Genomic DNA, 17,144 nt, shown 5'->3' with positions numbered 1-17,144 from the left:
AACTAACACGCTTTCCTATGTTTAAAAAAATTATAGCTTTTTTACTTATAATTATTGCTATTTATTGGAGCTTTTCTGCCCTAATGCCTAATAAAATAAGTCAGCTGGATGCCAATGACAATACCTTTTCTACACAACGTGCATTGGTTCATTTAAAAGAAATTTCAAAAGCACCACATTATGTGGGTTCTCCCGAACACGAAAATGTAAGAAACTATATTATTGAAGAATTAGAAAAATTAGGTTTAGAAACCCAAGTTCAAGACGGTTACAGCTACAATAAAAAATGGGGAAGCTTAACCAAACCTAAAAACATTTTAGCAAGACTAAAAGGGACTGACAACTCCAAAGCGCTTATGCTACTTACACATTACGATAGTAATCCGCATTCATCAATTGGATCTAGTGATGCTGGATCTGGTGTGGTAACAATTTTAGAAGGGTTAAGAGCTTACCTACACGAAGGTAAACAGCCTAAAAATGATATTATTATTTTAATTTCTGATGCTGAGGAATTAGGACTTAATGGAGCAGAACTGTTTGTAAATAATCATGCTTGGGCAAAAGACGTTGGTTTAGTATTAAATTTTGAAGCCAGAGGAAGTGGAGGACCAAGTTACATGCTTATTGAAACCAATGGAGGCAACCAAAATATGGTTAAAGGTTTTATTGAAGCCAACCCTAAATATCCTGTAGCAAACTCCCTTGCTTACAGCGTTTATAAAAAACTGCCTAATGATACTGATCTCACTATTTTTAGAGAAGATGGAGACATTGAAGGCTTTAATTTTGCATTTATTGACGACCATTTCGATTACCATACTGCTTTAGACAATTATGAACGCTTAGATAGAGAGACACTAGAGCACCAAGGCAGTTATTTAATGCCTTTACTCCACTATTTTAGCGATACTAACTTAAATAACCTAAAAAGTGATGTAGACAACGTCTATTTTAATGTACCGCTATTTAAAACTGTAAGCTATCCTAATACATGGATTTTACCAATGCTTATTATTGCCATTGTATTATTTATTGCATTGGTATTTTATGGCATTAAAAAAAGAATGCTTAACTCAAAACATATGCTTATTGGTATTTTACCAGGAATTGCTGCTTTAGTTATTAATGGAGTAATTGGTTACTTTGGGTGGAGTGTTTTAAAAGCAATATATCCTCAGTATAATGAAATACTACATGGTTTTACTTACAATGGTTACATCTATATTTTAGCATTTACCTTCCTTTCGGCAGGTGTGTGTATGTGGTTGTATAACAAAGTGTACAAACCCGAAAATACTGCAAGCTTGGTTGCTCCTCCTCTACTGCTCTGGATAGTTATTTCAGCAGTTATGGCTTTTGAACTTAAAGGTGCTAGTTTCTTGATTATTCCTGTGTATTTTGGTTTAGTGAGCTTATTTATTCTGGTAAGACAAAAGCACCCTAACTTAATTTTAATGGCACTGTTACTGTTTCCTGCATTAATGATTTTATCGCCTTTTGTAAAAATGTTCCCTGTAGGATTAGGCCTAAAAACAATTATTGCTACTACTCTTTTAGTGTCGCTAATATTTTCACTTTGTATCTCACTATTTGGGTTTTCTAGATATAAAAATAGATGGTCCTACTTATTGTTTTTCTTAGCTATTTGTTGCTTTATTTCAGCACATTTAAAATCTGATTTTAATGAAGAACGTCCAAAACCAAACAGTCTGGTTTACATCTTAGATAGTGACAAAAATGAAGCTGTTTGGGCTACTTACGACAATATTTTAGACCCTTGGACTGAAAGCTACCTTACTGACAATCCAGACCATATAGATTCACTGTCAAAATTCACCATTGCCAGTAAGTATAAAACTCAATTTACGTTTACTAAAAAAGCTAACATTAAACCCTTAAAACACCCTTACATTGATGTTAAAAAGGATACTATTGTAGATGGTAAAAGAGAAATAAAACTATTTATTTCACCTCAACGAAATGTGAATAGATTGGAGCTATTTTCTGATTCTACTAATCTGTTTTTATCCTTTAACGTTAACGGTTACACTATTCCTAAAGCTGAAAGTGAAACCTATGTTTTTGAAAACAGAAGGTTCAATAGGCTATTTAGTTATTTTGTTGCAGATGATAAATTTTTAGAACTTGAGTTTACTGTTCCTGAAAATCAAAGCACAAAAATTGATTTACTTGAAGCCTCATTTGATATGTTAGATAATCCTCTATTTAGAGTTCCAAAACGTCCTGCAGACATGATTCCAAAGCCATTTGTATTAAATGATGCTGTGGTTATTAAAAAAACCATACAAATTGATTAAATATTAGCAAGTTTTTAAGACCTATTCCCATATATTTTTATAGTTTTAACGCTTTAAATTTTATGACATGAAAAAGTTTTTACTTCTATCTATAACAATGATTGCTCTTAGTGCAAGCGCGCAAACTAAGTCTGAGCTTGAAAAACATTTTGAAAAGTATTACAAGCAAATGACAGCACAAGGTGATATTCAAGGTATTATAAATGCCATGACTCATTTGGACGTACTTAACCCTACTCAGGCAAGAAAAGACACATTGGCATACGTTTATGCTTCTGAAGGAAGACACTTAGAGGCATTAAACACTATTGGTATTGATAAAAACCCAACAGACTCTAATATCAATGTAGAAGTAAAAGCATTATCCTTAAAAGCACTTAATCAACCTAAACGCGCTTTAGAGCATTACGAAGTCCTTTTTCAAAGACAAGCAAATGCGTACTTAGCTTATGAAATTGCCGATTTAAAAATTCAGTTAAACGATTTAGCTGGAGCAAAAACGGCTATTGAATATGGGTTAACCAATGCAACTAGCGATATGAAGCGCACTTACTACGAAATGCAAACACCTTATCAAGTATCATTAAGTGCTGCTTTAACTTACTTAAGAGCAATATTAATTTTTAACGAAGACAAAGAAGCGAATACTAATGAGGCTGTAGCTGTATTAAACAGAGCTTTAGCTACTGATCCAAACTTTAATTTAGCTAAAATTAGTAAAGAGGCTTTACAAGCAAGAGCTGCTAAGGAGTAAATAAGTTTTATTAAAGCGGCTTCTCAATATTATTTGCATCCAGTTCAAACTTCTTGTTGATTTGAAAGTTGAGATTGGACATAGCAACCAAAACCTCTTTAATATTCATTAAAACCTCTTCCTTTGGGATATTTGTTAATTCAATTGTATTGTTAAGCTTTAGAATTTTTGTTTCCAAAGCAGTAACTCTAGATTTTATAATATCTGTATCAACATTTTCAGGTGTTTCTTCTTTAAGTTGAAATACAAATGATTTAACTATAGAATCGTTAGCTGAAAAGAAAGACAAATCACCTTTTTTTAAAAACTCAACTTGCGTATTAAGTTCATGAAGTTTTTGCCAATCCATGATTTTAGTTTTAGAAGCATTACTTAAAATATAATCATCAAAAGCTAATGCTTCAATGTCATTTGAGCTTATTTTATTTGTATCTTCTGTTTTTACATCATCTGTTGTTTGTAATTCTTTTTTTGATCTAGAATTACAATTAAGCATAATAACACAACAAATGAGTAATAGTATATGGCTTAAAGCACGCATAGTATTTCTTATAGATTTTTAATACAACAAGGTGTAAATATAACTAAACTTGATGGTTTAAACATTAGTATAAAATTAGAGAATAATTTTTTGTTTTAAGTTTTAGGTACTCTTTATTCTTATTATTTTTGAACGAACAAATAATTTCAAAAAAATGCCAAAGATTTTAGTAATTGGTGCATGTGGACAAATTGGTTCTGAGTTAACTTCAAAACTAAGAGAAACCCATGGAAACAATAATGTTATTGCTAGCGATATTAATTACAACAATTTAGATGTTGTTAACTCTGGTATTTTTGAAATTGTCGATGCCCAAGATTATGCTTCAGTTAAAATTTGTGTTGAAAAACATCAAATAGACACCATATATCTTATGGCTGCTATGTTGAGTGCTACTGGAGAAAAATATCCTATGAAAGCTTGGGATTTAAACATGAACTCACTGTTTCATGTATTAAATCTTGCTAAAGAAGGTTTTATTAAAAGTGTATTTTGGCCTTCTAGTATTGCAGTTTTTGGACCAACAACACCTAAAGACAACACGCCTCAATACACAGTAATGGAACCAACAACAGTTTATGGTATTACAAAACAAGTTGGTGAGCGTTGGTGCGAATATTATAATAGTAAATATGGTGTTGATGTTAGAAGCATAAGATACCCTGGAATTATTAGTTGGAAAACATTACCTGGTGGTGGAACAACTGATTATGCCGTTGAAATTTACCATAAAGCAATTACTGACAAAACTTACGAGTGTTTTTTATCTGAAAACACAGAGCTTCCTATGATGTTTATGGACGATGCTATTGAGGCTACGGTAAAATTAATGCAAGCACCTGCTGAAAACATCAGTATTCGTTCTTCATATAATTTAGCAGCTATCAGCTTTACTCCTAAAGACATTTATAGCGCAATTAAAAAACATATTCCTGATTTTGAAATATCATATAACCCAGACTTTAGACAACAAATTGCTGATAGTTGGCCAAAATCTATTGATGACTCTGAAGCTAGAAAAGACTGGAATTGGAACCATACCTTTGATATGGAAAAAATGACTTCTGAAATGATCACCCAACTACAAAAGAAGTATCAGAGTTCTGAAAAATAATTATTAAGAAATAGTATTAAATAAAAAATCCCATCGAAATCGATGGGATTTTTTTTTGCTCCTCCTCTTGGGCTCGAACCAAGGACCCTCTGATTAACAGTCAGATGCTCTAACCAACTGAGCTAAGGAGGAGTGTTTCTTTTCGCTTTTGCGAGCGCAAATATATGTTATTTTTTAATTTCAACAAATTTATTTGAAAAATATTTCTATTTAAATAATGCTTTAAAGATATCATTACCGTTAGCAAATAATACTAAAGCAATAAGAATGAAGAAACCAACCATTTGAGCACGCTCTAAAAACTTTTCACTTGGTTTTCTTCCTGATATCATTTCATAGAGTAAAAACATTACATGACCTCCATCTAAAGCTGGTATTGGCAATAAATTTAATACACCCAACATGATTGATAGAAACGCTGTAAGCGCCCAAAAATCTTGCCAGCTCCAAGTGTCTGGGAACACGTCGTAAATAGCCTTAAAACCTCCTACACCTTTATATGCTCCTGTTTTTGGATTGAATATTTTTTTAAGCTGTTCGCCATAACTAGCAACTTGGTCTTTAAACTTTAATAGTCCTGCTCCAAAACTTTCTCCAAAAGTGTAATCCGTCTTAACGATATCATAATAGCCTAAGCGTTCTAAGTCATTAAGATCTCCTCCTGCTTTAATTTCAAATTTACCGTCTTCAACCTTAAGTGTCTTTGTTAATTGTTGGCCATCTCTTAAAATACCAACATCAATTGTCTTGTGTGTTGCAGTTAAAGAATCCATTATTGCATCATACTGGTCATAATACTTTAAGGATTTTCCGTTTAAAGAAACAATAACATCTTTTGGTTGTAAACCTGCAGAAGCGTTTATAGATGTATCAGGAATTTTTTCTAAGATAAAAGGATAGCGTAATGAGAAAAAACTCTTGCTTTCACTAGAACTGAATTGACCTAAAAAATCTTCAGGAAGCACAACTTCTTTAGTCTCGTTACCACTTAAAATTGTAAGTTTTTCAGCAGAAATAATTTTTCTTCTTATCTGTGATACGGTTTCAATCTCTTCGTCATTGATAGCTATAACCTTATCCCCTGTTTTTATTCCTAAGTCTTTTAATATTGGGTTAGTCACCATGTAACCATCCTTCACACTACTTGATGTAATATCAATATCACCATAAGCAAATGAAATAAATACATAAATAACGTAAGCCAAAATAAAGTTAACCGTTACACCACCAAGCATAATAATTAAACGTTGCCATGAAGGTTTAGATCTAAACTCCCATGGTTGTGGTGGTTGTGCCATTTGCTCCTTGTCCATGCTCTCATCAATCATTCCTGAGATTTTAACATAACCTCCTAGTGGCAACCAACCAATACCATAAACAGTCTCTCCTATTTTCTTTTTAAATAACGAGTATTTTACATCAAAGAATAAGTAGAATTTTTCTACTCTGGTTTTAAATGCTTTTGCAGGTATAAAGTGTCCTAATTCGTGAAGCACGATTAGGAGTGAAAGACTCAATAAAAATTGAGATATTTTAATTACAAACTCCATGTATCTCTTAAAAAATTAAGCAACAAAAATAACTTTTTAACCGCATTTTGAAAACATTATGTAAACTATTCATTAGTTTTTTAACACAGATTTATTAATTATTCCTTCGTTGGTTTGAAGTTGAACAAAAAGTAATCCTGTTGAAAAAGGAGTTGTGTCAATTGTGGAGGTCCATTCGCTATTGTACAATAGTTGACCCAAGGCATTATAAACCCTTACTTCCTCTACTTGTAAAAAGTCAGGTTTTTTTATGTTTAGCGTTTCAGAAACTGGACTCGGATAAATAAGTAGTTTATTATTAAAAGCTTCTTCGTTAATGCTCAATGACACTGTATTGTTTTTTGAAATTAGATCAGCTTCAGGGTCAAAAATGACAGTATCTACAATAAAATTAATGCTCTCGTTGAAGACTTGATTGTTTGTTGTGTTATCTAGTACTAAATCTAGCGTCTCACCTTCAGTCCCAATTAATCGAATAGGTACTGGAGCTTCAAAAAACGATACTGATGCATGACTTTGGGTTTGGCTTATTTCAATATCTATTTCTGTAGGTGACTGTTGCGTACAGTTTATGGTATAACTAGGATATCCTTCGCTATACAACCAATCGCTAAAAAACTCTGTTAGATCTTGTCCGCTAGTAGTTTCGATAATATTAATAAACTCTTCTGTTTTTGCATAGTCGTAGGCATGGTCTTCATCTACTAGATAAGTTTGAAGACCGCCAAAAAACTCAGTATCTCCAAGTTTCTTACGTAGCATATGCAAAACCATTGCGCCTTTACTGTAAGATAATCTATAATTAAATATTCTACTTACGCTTAGAGTATCAGCATCTGATAAATACACTGCTCCATCTGGAGCAGAAGTAATTGTATTTATGTTTTGTTGCTTCCAATTTATAAAGGCTTCGTTTCCGTCTAATTCTTCGTAAACAATACCTGACAAGTAAGTTGCGAAGCCTTCGTTAAGCCAAATATCCTTCCAACTACCACAAGTTATTTTATTTCCAAACCATTGATGTGCTAGTTCGTGTGCAATAAGATTTCTGCTAAAATTTCCCATAAATGAAACCGTTGTATGTTCCATTCCACCTCCCCAACCAAACTGAGCATGACCATATTTTTCGTCAGCAAAAGGATATTCTTCAAATAAATCAGAAAAAATATTCATTATATCAACAGTAACTGGAGTACTAGCTTGAGCGCTTGCTAAGTTTTCAGGAAACACATAATTGACAATATCAAATGGGTTACCATTGTTAGATACTGTATGCGAATACACTTCATAATTAGTAACCGCAATTGCTATTAGATATGCAGGAATTGGATGACGATGCTTATATCGTGTGGTTTTATCGCTTCCGTTTGTGGTTTGACTTATTTCCAAACCGTTTGACACAGCAACATATGCTTCGTTTGAAGGGTTAAATTGAGGCGTTGTTAAATACACATCAACAGAGTCTATCTTATCAATTAAATCTTGTTTACAAGGCCACCAACCTTTAGCTCCATAAGGTTCGGATAATGTCCATATTATTGGGTCTCCATTATGAGTTGTTTGTTCAAAGGAACCAAACCCAGAACTTATGGGATTACCAGAGTAACTTATAGTCAAAGAATCTAGCACACCTGCATTTTGTACAGCAGGAAGTGTAATTATGAGTTCATCATCAGAGTTTTGTGTATACGATAATGTATTACCATTATGTAACACTTGCGAAACGGTCATGTTATCAGCAAGGTCAAAAGTAATTTCAGTTAATGCTTCTTTAGCTTCAAAATAAGTGGTGACATCTCCTGAAATAAATGACACCGAAGGATCAACATTTAACTCTAATCTATGATATTTTAAATCATAATTACCTGTATTGAGATTTGCTCTGTAGAACATTTGGTTGAGCGCTGCTTTGGCTTCAGCTTCTCTAATAGTGTTCAAAGTTTCATTAAAATCTTGCCCAAAAGCAGTAATTGAAAGGACAAAAAATAGGTAAGGTAAAAATGTTCTCATAGCTTTAATTTATCATGTTAAAAATACCACTTTTATGGGTATTGTGTCGTATTTTTGTATTCAAATCTTACGTTTTCACCTCAAAATCAAGCAAAATGCTGTCTTTTTTTAAAGAATACAAATTTTTCGGAATTGTTTTATTAATCGTTTCGGCAATTATAATTTCAATATTCTATTCTATTTTAAAACCTAAAAAAGTACTTCCTATTTATCAACCTGCAATGGTGAATTATGAAATGGTTGACAGCACTATTCAGCACCAAAAAAAGTATCATAAAATTGCAGACTTTTCCCTAACAAATCAAAACGGACAAACCATAACCCAAAACGATTACAAGGATAAAATTTATGTGGCGGATTTCTTTTTCACAACCTGTCAAACCATTTGCCCAATAATGACAGACCATATGTATAAAATACAAAAGGAAATAATTGATGATGATGAAGTAATGCTATTATCGCATTCGGTTACTCCAAAAATTGATTCTGTTGCGCAGTTAAAACGCTATGCAAAACAAAAAGGCGTTAATGACAAAAAATGGAACTTGGTAACAGGTGACAAAAAGCAAATTTACGAGCTTGCTAGAAAAAGTTACTTAGCAGTTAAAACCGTTGGGAGTGGTGATGAGTATGATATGATTCATACCGAAAACTTTATGCTTATTGACAAAAAACGCCAAATAAGAGGTTTTTATGATGGCACAAAACCTGAAGATATTACACAATTATTAGAAGACATTGAAACATTAAAACAGGAAAAACCTTAGATTTTTGTTAAGCATTTTTTTACCCTGAATATTTCTCTTATTTTTGCTTCTTTAAAATCAATCTAAATAAGCTTGCAACACACTATAGCACATTTAAAACGTGGTCAAAAAGGAATTATAAAAGATGTTTCATCTGTTCATATTCCTTTAAAATTATTGGAGATGGGTTGTTTACCTGGTAATAGTGTAGAGCTGTTACATGTAGCGCCTTTTTCGGACCCAATGTATTTGAATATTAATGGATCGCATTTAGCTATTAGAAAAGAAACTGCTGTTCATATTTTAATTGATATTGTTATATGAGTAAGCAAATTAACGTAGCACTTATTGGTAATCCCAATACAGGAAAAACATCGGTTTTTAATGCCTTAACAGGACTCAACCAAAAAGTTGGTAATTATCCAGGAATTACTGTCGATAAAAAAGAAGGTGTTTGCAAACTGCCTCGTGGTGTAAAAGCCCATATTATTGACCTTCCTGGAACTTATAGCTTAAACGCCTCTTCACTAGATGAAAATGTAGTTATTGAGCTACTTTTAAACAAAAACGATAAAGATTTTCCTGATGTAGCTGTTGTTGTTAGCGATGTTGAAAATTTAAAGCGTAACCTTTTATTATTTACCCAAATTAAAGACTTAGAAATACCAACTATTTTGGTAATTAACATGTCTGACAGAATGGATTATAAAGGTATTTCTTTAGATATTGAGTATTTAGAAAAAGAGCTTAACACAAAAATAGCACTAGTGAGTACCAGAAAAAATACTGGTATTTCTGAGCTTAAAACGCTTATTGCAGATTATAAGAAGCTATCTACAAAAGGATGTTTAAACGCTTCTGAAATTGACAAAGCCTATTTTGAAAACCTTCAAAATGCATTTCCAGACCAACTGTTATACAAACTTTGGTTAGTCATTACACAAGATGTAAATTTTGGCACTGTTGAAAGACAAGAGTTTGATAGTTTAGAAGATTTTAAAACCAAAAGTAAAGCCGATTTAAAACGACTTCAGCAAAAGGAAACCATTAAGCGCTATCAGTTTATAAACAATGTGCTTAAAAAAGGACAAACCATAGACCTTAAAAACGCTAAGGACCTTCGTATTAAACTAGACAGGATTTTAACGCACAAAGTTTGGGGTTATGTTATTTTCTTTGCCATTTTACTATTAATGTTCCAAGCGGTTTATAATTGGGCAGCTTACCCAACTGATTTGATTGATGAAGGGTTTGCTACTTTAGCCGATTGGGTAAAAAACACCTTACCTGAAGGCGTATTCACAAATTTATTAGCCGAAGGTATTATTGCAGGAATAGGTGGTATTATGGTATTTATCCCACCAATTGCATTTCTCTTTTTCTTTATTGCTCTACTAGAAGAAAGCGGTTACATGAGTCGCGTTGTATTTTTAATGGATCGTGTAATGCGTCGTTTTGGACTAAGCGGAAAAAGCGTAGTGCCTTTAATTTCAGGAAACGCTTGTGCTATTCCTGCTGTTATGGCTGCAAGAAATATTGAAAGCTGGAAAGAACGTCTAATTACCATATTGGTTACACCTTTTACAACGTGTTCTGCACGATTGCCAGTGTATGTTATCATTATTGCTTTGGTTATTCCAGACGGACGTTTCTTAGGTTTAAGCTACCAAGCATTAACCCTAATGTCTTTATATATTATTGGTTTTTTAACTGCTATATTTTCAGCTTATATATTAAACAAAGTGCTGAAAATAAAGAGCAAATCTTACTTTGTGGTTGAAATGCCTAGTTATAAATTTCCTTTGTTGAAAAATGTAGGGTTGACCGTTTTGGAAAAAACTAAAACCTTTGTGTTCGAAGCTGGTAAAATCATTTTAGCCATTTCTATTGTATTGTGGTTTTTAGCTTCTTATGGTCCTGGAGAACGATTTAACGACGCTGAAAACATAGTAAAAACTGAAAGCCCTCAACTTTCTGAAGACGAATTGAATGATAAAATCGCTGCTCATAAACTAGAATATAGCTATATAGGTATTATTGGTAAAACCATTGAACCTGTAATTAAGCCATTAGGTTATGATTGGAAAATTGGTATTGGACTAGTCACTTCTTTTGCAGCTCGCGAAGTTTTTGTGGGTACACTTGCCACTATTTATAGTGTTGGTAGCGCCAATGATAATGAAGATGAAGACACCATAAAGAACAAAATGGCTGCTGAAGTCCATAAGGATGGCACAAAGGTGTTTACACTAGCTTCAGGGATTTCTTTATTACTGTTTTATGCTTTTGCAATGCAATGTATGAGCACATTAGCTATAGTAAAACGAGAAACTAATTCTTGGAAATGGCCAATGCTGCAACTTATAACTATGAGTGTTTTTGCGTATATTGTTGCTTTATTGGCATTTCAATTTTTAAAATAAGATGAACGATACTATTCAAAACATATTGGTTTTTGTTACATTAGGAATCGCAATATTATTTTTGGTTAAAAAATTTATTTGGAAGCCAAAAAAAGCGACAACTAAATCTTGTGGCAACAGTGATTGTGGCTGCAGCTAAAAACCTAAATTGGCTATAATAATTATTCTTATTGCTTATTTTTTTGACTACAAATCAAGACCTGACACTTTTATATCTGATTTAAAATCAGGATTAATGATTTTTGGTTGTTTCGTCTTGTATGCTTTAATTTTAAGATATCAATTCAACATAAATATTTTATACATCATATTTTCTATTGGAATTGAAATAATACTCTTATTTACTATTAAGGGTTTTATAAAAAAATAGCTATTACTTATTATACTTCTTCAACCACGCCAAAGTATGTGCTACTTTACTAATCAAGTTACTAGGCTTTGCAGCAATATTGTGATACGATTCAGGAATTTCAACTAAAACGGTTTCTATCTTACGTAGCTTTAAAGCATGATATAATTGTTTAGCTTCACTAGGTGGTGTTCGTAAATCGTTCATTCCAACCATAACCATTGTTGGTGTTTCAATATTTCCTACTAAAGAAATTGGTGAAAACTTCCAATAGTTTTCAAAGTTTTCCCAAGGATGTCCTGGATAACGTGTGTCTTTGTAATAAAAATAATTATCAGCAACCAAAGTTTTACTAATCCAGTTCATAACAGGTTTTACCACAACTGCTGCCTTAAAACGATTGTTCATTCCTATCATCCACGCAGTCATAATACCTCCTGCACTTCCTCCAGTTACAAACAATTGGTCGTTATTTGCAATGCCTTTTTCAACTAAATAATCCACACCATCCATCACATCGTTATAGTCTTGTCCTGGATAATTGTTCTTCAATAGATTCCCGAATTCCTCACCATAGCTAGTGCTTCCTCTAGGGTTTGGATAAAACACCACATAACCATCAGCTGCATACAATTGAATTTCAGCTGTAAAACGATCTCCATAGTTTAAAATCGGTCCTCCATGATTTTCAACCAATAACGGATAGCTTTTAGAAGCATCATAAAAAGGTGGCTTTACAATCCATCCTTGAATATCTCTTCCATCAAACGTCGATTTGTACCACACTTCTTCTACTTCACCAAGTTGTCTGCGTGCTAAAACATCAGCATTTAAACCAGTAATGAGTTTTGGCGTTTTTTTATTTTGAATTACAGCCAATTCTGCAGGATATTCTGGTCGAGTTTGCGTGTAAGCAATAACACCTTTATTTGATACCGAATACGACCCAGACGCATAAGGTCTTCCTATGGTTGTGCCTCCAACATTATCAGTAAGTTTTGAAATTTTTCCTGAGGTTGTAATGTAACCTATTTTGGTATTTCCTTTTTCGTCATACATAAAGTACAAGCCTTTTCCTGAAGTGTCCCAAGTAATATCTGAAACGCTTTCATCCAAGCCAGAAGAAATAATTCTTCGGTTAGAACCATCAGTATTCATTAAATGCAAAACCGTATTTTGATGGTCTTGAACTTTGTCTAAATAGCCTAAAAATGCAACTGTTTTTCCATCTGGTGATACTTTTGGCGAATAATCTGGTCCATCTTGAGTAGTTAAAGCGATTATCTGTTGGGTATTCACATTCACTTTATAGACTTCGCTATTTCTAAATCTATATTCCCAATCGTCTACTCTATTTGCGGAGAAGTAAATCTCTTTTCCGTTAGGTGAAAACGACAAGCTTCCTCCATGACTGTAATCTCCTGATGTTAATTGACGTGCTGTTCCGCCTTCAGCAGAAATCATAAAAATATGTGTAAAGCCTGTTGGCATATAACCTCTACCATCGGCTTCGTGTTTTAGTCTATCTGTAATTCGTGCTGGTTCAGCCCATTTAGCGCCTTTAGGTTTTGATGGCATTTGTGCTACAACAGGTGGCTTTTCATCAACAAACATGGTAAATGCTATTTGTGAACCATCTGGTGACCAAGTTAGGTTTCCTGGTGATTTTTCTAATTGTGATAATTTGGCAATTTGACCAGAACTTACCCAATACATATAAATTTCGGCACCTTCATTGGTAGAACTTACAAACGCTATACGATCTCCACTTGGCGACCATGTTGCTTGTGACTCACCTACTTCTCTAGAGGTTAATTTTCGATGTGATGTTCCGTCAGTATTAATAATCCAGAGGTTGCCTCTAGAATTATCTTTCATGATATCAAATCCGTTTCTTCGGTAAACAATTTGTGTACCATCAGGTGAAATTTGAGGGTCACTAACCCATTCTAATTCAAAAACATCTAAAGGTTGAAATGGTATTTTTTCGTTTTGTGCGGTTAAACATCCAAAACTCATAACACTAATTAAGAAGACTAAAAAACGGTTCATTGCGTGTATTTAAATATTAAAAGCGAAAGTTACTAATTATTAAAATCTCTTCCTAAATTAAATATTTTAGCTATCTTTGAAAAATATTTAAGTATACTTAAATTTAATTTAAAGCAATTATAAATGTCTGTAGCTATTGAAAATTTTGTAAAGGCCATTTACAACAACAACATACAAGATCATCATGATACCAAACCTGGTAACATTGCTAAAAAACTTGGAATATCTAATGCTGCTGCAACAGATATGGCTAAGAAATTAGCCTCTAAAGATTTGTTGAAATATGAAAAATACCAAGCACTTCAACTTACCGAAGCTGGAACAAAAATGGCTCTTAACGTCGTGAGAAAGCACAGGCTTTGGGAAGCATTTTTGTTCAAACTTTTTGACATGAGTTTACATGAAATTCATCGTGAAGCAGAATTGTTGGAACACGAAACCTCCGATTTTTTAGCAAATAAAATCAGTGCTTATTTAGGCAATCCAAAATTTGATCCTCATGGTGATCCAATTCCAAATGAAAATGGCGAGATAACTACCGAAGATCATTCCATATCGCTTTCAAATGCTGAAGAAGGTAAATCATACATCATTTCACGTTTGATGAGTGACGACAAAGAGTTCTTCGATTTTTGTGCACTAAATGGCTTAAAATATGGCAATGCCATAGTCGTGACAAAGCAGTTCAGTAAAAACAAAATGACACAAATTACCATCAACACTAACACTATTCTTTTAAATGAAGATTTTACAAACATTATCTATGTCAATGAAGCGTAATACAATTATAACAGCCTTGTTTTTTGGTATGTTATCATGTGCTGTCTATTCACAAAATGATAGTTTAAACATTGTTTCTGCTCTAGAAGGGAAATTAATTAGCTTTTCCGATGAACCATTAGTAACCGACAGACCAGACGCAACCGAGTCGTCTTCAACCGTTGGCAAAGGTGTTTTACAATTTGAAACTGGCGGAATTTATGAATCTTACGAAAACAACAACATAAAAAACGAAAACTATACCTACAACACCATGCTGATTCGTTATGGAATTCTCGATAACATGGAATTGCGCTTGGGTTGGGATTTTGTAGAAGGCATCACCAAAGTAAATGGCAACAAACTGGATAATGTTACTAGCGGATTGTCGCCTTTGTTATTGGGTATGAAAGTGGATATTACTGAAGAAAATGGATTAATGCCTGAAATTGCACTTATTGGCCATGTGTTTCCTGTTTTTAGTGCTTCAACTGACTATAGACCAGAACATACAGGAGTGGATTTTAGATTTTCATTGTCACACACATTAAGTGAAAAATCAAATTTAGGGTACAATATTGGTGCAGAATGGGGAAATGATTCTCCTGAAGCCACTTGTGTTTACACTTTAGCTTATGGTTACAGTATCACAGACAGGTTTGGAATCTATGCTGAAGTTTATGGCGATTTACCTGAAGACCATTCGGCTAATCACTATTGGGATGCTGGCATGACCTATTTAGTGTCTAACGACTTGCAATTAGACGCTTACGTAGGCACTAGCATTACTGAAGGACAAGACATTTTATTAGGCATAGGATTTAGTTACAGAGCAAAAAAATAAACCATGAAAAAAATACTATTTGTTGTAATAGCAGTAACATTATTAGGCTGTAAAAAAGACGAAAAAAGCAATAACAAACTCAATGTGGTTACCACAACAACCATGATTACCGATTTGGTTAAAAACATTGGAGGAGATAATATCAACCTTCAAGGATTAATGGGAAGTGGTGTCGACCCTCACCTTTACAAAGCAAGCGAAGGCGATGTTACCAAATTGGTAAATGCCGATATTATTTTTTACAACGGATTGCATTTGGAAGGCAAACTCGTTGAAGTCTTTGAAAAAATGGAACGAAATGGAAAAACGCCAATTGCCTTAACTCATGTCATTGACAAATCTACCTTAATAGGTTCCGACTATTTTGCTTCAAATTACGATCCTCACGTATGGTTTAATATTGATTACTTTATCAGCTTTGGAAGTGAAGTGTCAAGGGTTTTACAAGAAAAAGATCCTGAAAATGCGCAACTGTATGAGGAAAATTGGCAAAACTACTACAAGCGTCTTTTAAGCTTAAAGGCTGATATCACATTAAAAATTGAAGAGTTACCTAAGGAAAAACGCGTTTTAGTAACAGCTCATGATGCGTTTAATTACTTTGGAAGGTCTTACAATTTTGAAGTTGTTGGTCTGCAAGGACTCTCAACAGCAACTGAAGCTGGTGTTCAAGATGTTCAAAAATTATCAGCTTTTATTATTGAAAAAGGCATTAAGGCTATCTTTGTAGAAAGTTCAGTGCCAAAACGCACTATTGAAGCACTGCAAGCTGCAGTAAAATCCAAAGGTCACAATGTGGAAATTGGTGGAACTTTATATTCAGATGCGCTTGGAAATACTGGAACTAATGAAGGGACTTATATTGGCATGTTTGAGTATAATGTAAATACTATTGTTAATGCGTTGAAATAATGAAAAAAATAGCTGTACAAGTCGATGATTTAACGGTTGCTTATAATTACAAACCTGTACTTTGGGATATTGATTTAGAAATTCCTGAAGGTGTTCTTATGGCTATTGTTGGACCAAATGGCGCAGGAAAATCGACACTCATCAAAGCCATATTGGGTATTTTAAAACCTATTGCTGGTAGTGTTTCCATTTATGGAAAACCTTACGAGAAACAACGTGATTTGGTTGCTTATGTACCTCAAAAAGGAAGTGTAGATTGGGATTTCCCTACAACAGCCTTAGATGTGGTAATGATGGGAACTTATGGCAGTTTAGGTTGGATAAAACGTCCTAGTCAAAAAGAAAAAAAAGCAGCTCTTGAAGCTTTGGAAAAAGTAGGTATGTTACCTTTTAAAAACAGACAAATAAGTCAGCTATCAGGTGGACAACAACAGCGTATTTTTTTAGCGCGTGCTTTAGTGCAAGACGCTTCCATATATTTTATGGATGAACCTTTTCAAGGCGTTGATGCCACTACTGAAATTGCCATTATCAATATTTTAAAGGAATTGCGAAAAGCAGGAAAAACCGTTATTGTCGTACATCACGATTTACAAACTGTTCCTGAATATTTTGATTGGGTAACTTTCTTGAATGTGAAAAAAATTGCCACAGGTCCTGTCAAGGATATTTTTAATGATGACAACCTGACTAAAACCTACGGCATTAATTATAAAGTGAGTATACAAGAGTAATATTAAAAACTGTCATCCTGAACTTGATTCAGGGT

At 33.5% G+C, this 17,144-nt stretch carries 14 protein-coding genes and 1 tRNA gene; 10 read left to right on the top strand and 5 right to left on the bottom strand.

What is annotated here, in order from left to right; all coding sequences use genetic code 11:
- Positions 1 to 17: 17 nt before the first annotated feature.
- Both A8975_RS01435 and A8975_RS01430 read left to right on the top strand, forming a co-directional pair.
- Positions 18 to 2,321 (top strand): M28 family peptidase, encoded by a 2,304-nt coding sequence (locus A8975_RS01435; protein WP_134198419.1) that lies wholly within the window; start codon positions 18 to 20, stop codon positions 2,319 to 2,321.
- A 67-nt stretch (positions 2,322 to 2,388) separates the two neighbouring features.
- The gene (locus A8975_RS01430; protein WP_134198418.1) at positions 2,389 to 3,075 is read left to right on the top strand and encodes a hypothetical protein; all 687 of its coding nucleotides are present in this window, start codon (positions 2,389 to 2,391) and stop codon (positions 3,073 to 3,075) included.
- 10 nt (positions 3,076 to 3,085) lie between these two features.
- Here the strand turns inward: A8975_RS01430 and A8975_RS01425 are convergent, their stop codons facing one another.
- Entirely contained in the window at positions 3,086 to 3,571 is a 486-nt protein-coding gene (locus A8975_RS01425; RefSeq protein WP_134198417.1) for a hypothetical protein, read from the bottom strand.
- Between the two features lie 199 nt (positions 3,572 to 3,770).
- On the opposite strand from A8975_RS01425, the gene A8975_RS01420 reads away from it, so the two are divergent.
- Entirely contained in the window at positions 3,771 to 4,730 is a 960-nt protein-coding gene (locus A8975_RS01420) for an NAD-dependent epimerase/dehydratase family protein (RefSeq protein WP_134198416.1), read from the top strand.
- Positions 4,731 to 4,788: 58 nt separating this feature from the next.
- Here A8975_RS01420 and A8975_RS01415 read toward each other — a convergent pair.
- The 3 genes from A8975_RS01415 to A8975_RS01405 all read right to left on the bottom strand — a co-directional run bounded on the left by A8975_RS01415 (position 4,789) and on the right by A8975_RS01405 (position 8,290).
- Positions 4,789 to 4,862 (bottom strand) — tRNA-Asn (locus A8975_RS01415).
- A 74-nt stretch (positions 4,863 to 4,936) separates the two neighbouring features.
- Positions 4,937 to 6,280, bottom strand: a complete 1,344-nt coding sequence (rseP, locus tag A8975_RS01410) for an RIP metalloprotease RseP (RefSeq protein WP_129759665.1) — start codon at positions 6,278 to 6,280, stop codon at positions 4,937 to 4,939.
- A 72-nt stretch (positions 6,281 to 6,352) separates the two neighbouring features.
- On the bottom strand, positions 6,353 to 8,290 hold the full coding sequence (locus tag A8975_RS01405) for a M1 family aminopeptidase (protein WP_134198415.1): 1,938 nt from the start codon (positions 8,288 to 8,290) through the stop codon (positions 6,353 to 6,355).
- A 95-nt stretch (positions 8,291 to 8,385) separates the two neighbouring features.
- Between A8975_RS01405 and A8975_RS01400 the strand changes: the two genes are divergently transcribed.
- From A8975_RS01400 to feoB, 3 genes are all read left to right on the top strand, one after another.
- Complete coding sequence (locus A8975_RS01400; RefSeq protein ID WP_131506290.1) at positions 8,386 to 9,057, top strand: SCO family protein; 672 nt, start codon at positions 8,386 to 8,388, stop codon at positions 9,055 to 9,057.
- A 72-nt stretch (positions 9,058 to 9,129) separates the two neighbouring features.
- Complete coding sequence (locus A8975_RS01395; protein ID WP_129759668.1) at positions 9,130 to 9,360, top strand: ferrous iron transport protein A; 231 nt, start codon at positions 9,130 to 9,132, stop codon at positions 9,358 to 9,360.
- A complete protein-coding gene (feoB, locus tag A8975_RS01390; RefSeq protein WP_134198414.1) occupies positions 9,357 to 11,459 on the top strand; it encodes a ferrous iron transport protein B in 2,103 nt (700 codons plus the stop codon). The genes A8975_RS01395 and feoB overlap by 4 nt, the downstream gene beginning before the upstream one ends.
- Before the next feature lie 373 nt (positions 11,460 to 11,832).
- Here feoB and A8975_RS01380 read toward each other — a convergent pair whose 3' ends face one another.
- On the bottom strand, positions 11,833 to 13,860 hold the full coding sequence (locus A8975_RS01380) for a S9 family peptidase (RefSeq protein WP_134198413.1): 2,028 nt from the start codon (positions 13,858 to 13,860) through the stop codon (positions 11,833 to 11,835).
- 123 nt (positions 13,861 to 13,983) lie between these two features.
- Here A8975_RS01380 and A8975_RS01375 point away from each other — a divergent pair, with 123 nt between their 5' ends.
- Genes A8975_RS01375 through A8975_RS01360 form a run of 4 tightly spaced genes read left to right on the top strand, consistent with a single transcriptional unit; the run spans position 13,984 to position 17,109 of the window.
- Positions 13,984 to 14,640, top strand: coding sequence for a metal-dependent transcriptional regulator (locus A8975_RS01375; RefSeq protein WP_134198412.1), 657 nt, complete (start codon positions 13,984 to 13,986; stop codon positions 14,638 to 14,640).
- On the top strand, positions 14,600 to 15,463 hold the full coding sequence (locus A8975_RS01370) for a transporter (RefSeq protein ID WP_243832931.1): 864 nt from the start codon (positions 14,600 to 14,602) through the stop codon (positions 15,461 to 15,463). Before A8975_RS01375 ends, A8975_RS01370 begins: the two co-directional genes overlap by 41 nt.
- 3 nt (positions 15,464 to 15,466) lie before the next feature.
- Entirely contained in the window at positions 15,467 to 16,375 is a 909-nt protein-coding gene (locus A8975_RS01365) for a metal ABC transporter solute-binding protein, Zn/Mn family (RefSeq protein WP_134198411.1), read from the top strand.
- A complete protein-coding gene (locus A8975_RS01360; protein WP_134198410.1) occupies positions 16,375 to 17,109 on the top strand; it encodes a metal ABC transporter ATP-binding protein in 735 nt (244 codons plus the stop codon). The genes A8975_RS01365 and A8975_RS01360 overlap by 1 nt, the downstream gene beginning before the upstream one ends.
- Positions 17,110 to 17,144: the final 35 nt, after the last annotated feature.

Source organism: Meridianimaribacter flavus (genome assembly GCF_004366715.1).
GTDB classification, from domain to species: domain Bacteria; phylum Bacteroidota; class Bacteroidia; order Flavobacteriales; family Flavobacteriaceae; genus Gaetbulibacter_B; species Gaetbulibacter_B jejuensis.
This window is presented reverse-complemented; position numbering and strand designations above follow the sequence as displayed.

What these genes read in the sequence shown, in the direction of transcription:
- A8975_RS01435 (WP_134198419.1), top strand. Translation starts at nt 18, where the DNA reads ATGTTTAAAAAAATTATAGCTTTTTTACTTATAATTATTGCTATTTAT.
- A8975_RS01430 (WP_134198418.1), top strand. Translation starts at nt 2,389, where the DNA reads ATGAAAAAGTTTTTACTTCTATCTATAACAATGATTGCTCTTAGTGCA.
- A8975_RS01425 (WP_134198417.1), bottom strand. Translation starts at nt 3,571, where the DNA reads ATGCTTAATTGTAATTCTAGATCAAAAAAAGAATTACAAACAACAGAT.
- A8975_RS01420 (WP_134198416.1), top strand. Translation starts at nt 3,771, where the DNA reads ATGCCAAAGATTTTAGTAATTGGTGCATGTGGACAAATTGGTTCTGAG.
- rseP (WP_129759665.1), bottom strand. Translation starts at nt 6,280, where the DNA reads ATGGAGTTTGTAATTAAAATATCTCAATTTTTATTGAGTCTTTCACTC.
- A8975_RS01405 (WP_134198415.1), bottom strand. Translation starts at nt 8,290, where the DNA reads ATGAGAACATTTTTACCTTACCTATTTTTTGTCCTTTCAATTACTGCT.
- A8975_RS01400 (WP_131506290.1), top strand. Translation starts at nt 8,386, where the DNA reads ATGCTGTCTTTTTTTAAAGAATACAAATTTTTCGGAATTGTTTTATTA.
- feoB (WP_134198414.1), top strand. Translation starts at nt 9,357, where the DNA reads ATGAGTAAGCAAATTAACGTAGCACTTATTGGTAATCCCAATACAGGA.
- A8975_RS01380 (WP_134198413.1), bottom strand. Translation starts at nt 13,860, where the DNA reads ATGAACCGTTTTTTAGTCTTCTTAATTAGTGTTATGAGTTTTGGATGT.
- A8975_RS01375 (WP_134198412.1), top strand. Translation starts at nt 13,984, where the DNA reads ATGTCTGTAGCTATTGAAAATTTTGTAAAGGCCATTTACAACAACAAC.
- A8975_RS01370 (WP_243832931.1), top strand. Translation starts at nt 14,600, where the DNA reads ATGAAGATTTTACAAACATTATCTATGTCAATGAAGCGTAATACAATT.
- A8975_RS01365 (WP_134198411.1), top strand. Translation starts at nt 15,467, where the DNA reads ATGAAAAAAATACTATTTGTTGTAATAGCAGTAACATTATTAGGCTGT.
- A8975_RS01360 (WP_134198410.1), top strand. Translation starts at nt 16,375, where the DNA reads ATGAAAAAAATAGCTGTACAAGTCGATGATTTAACGGTTGCTTATAAT.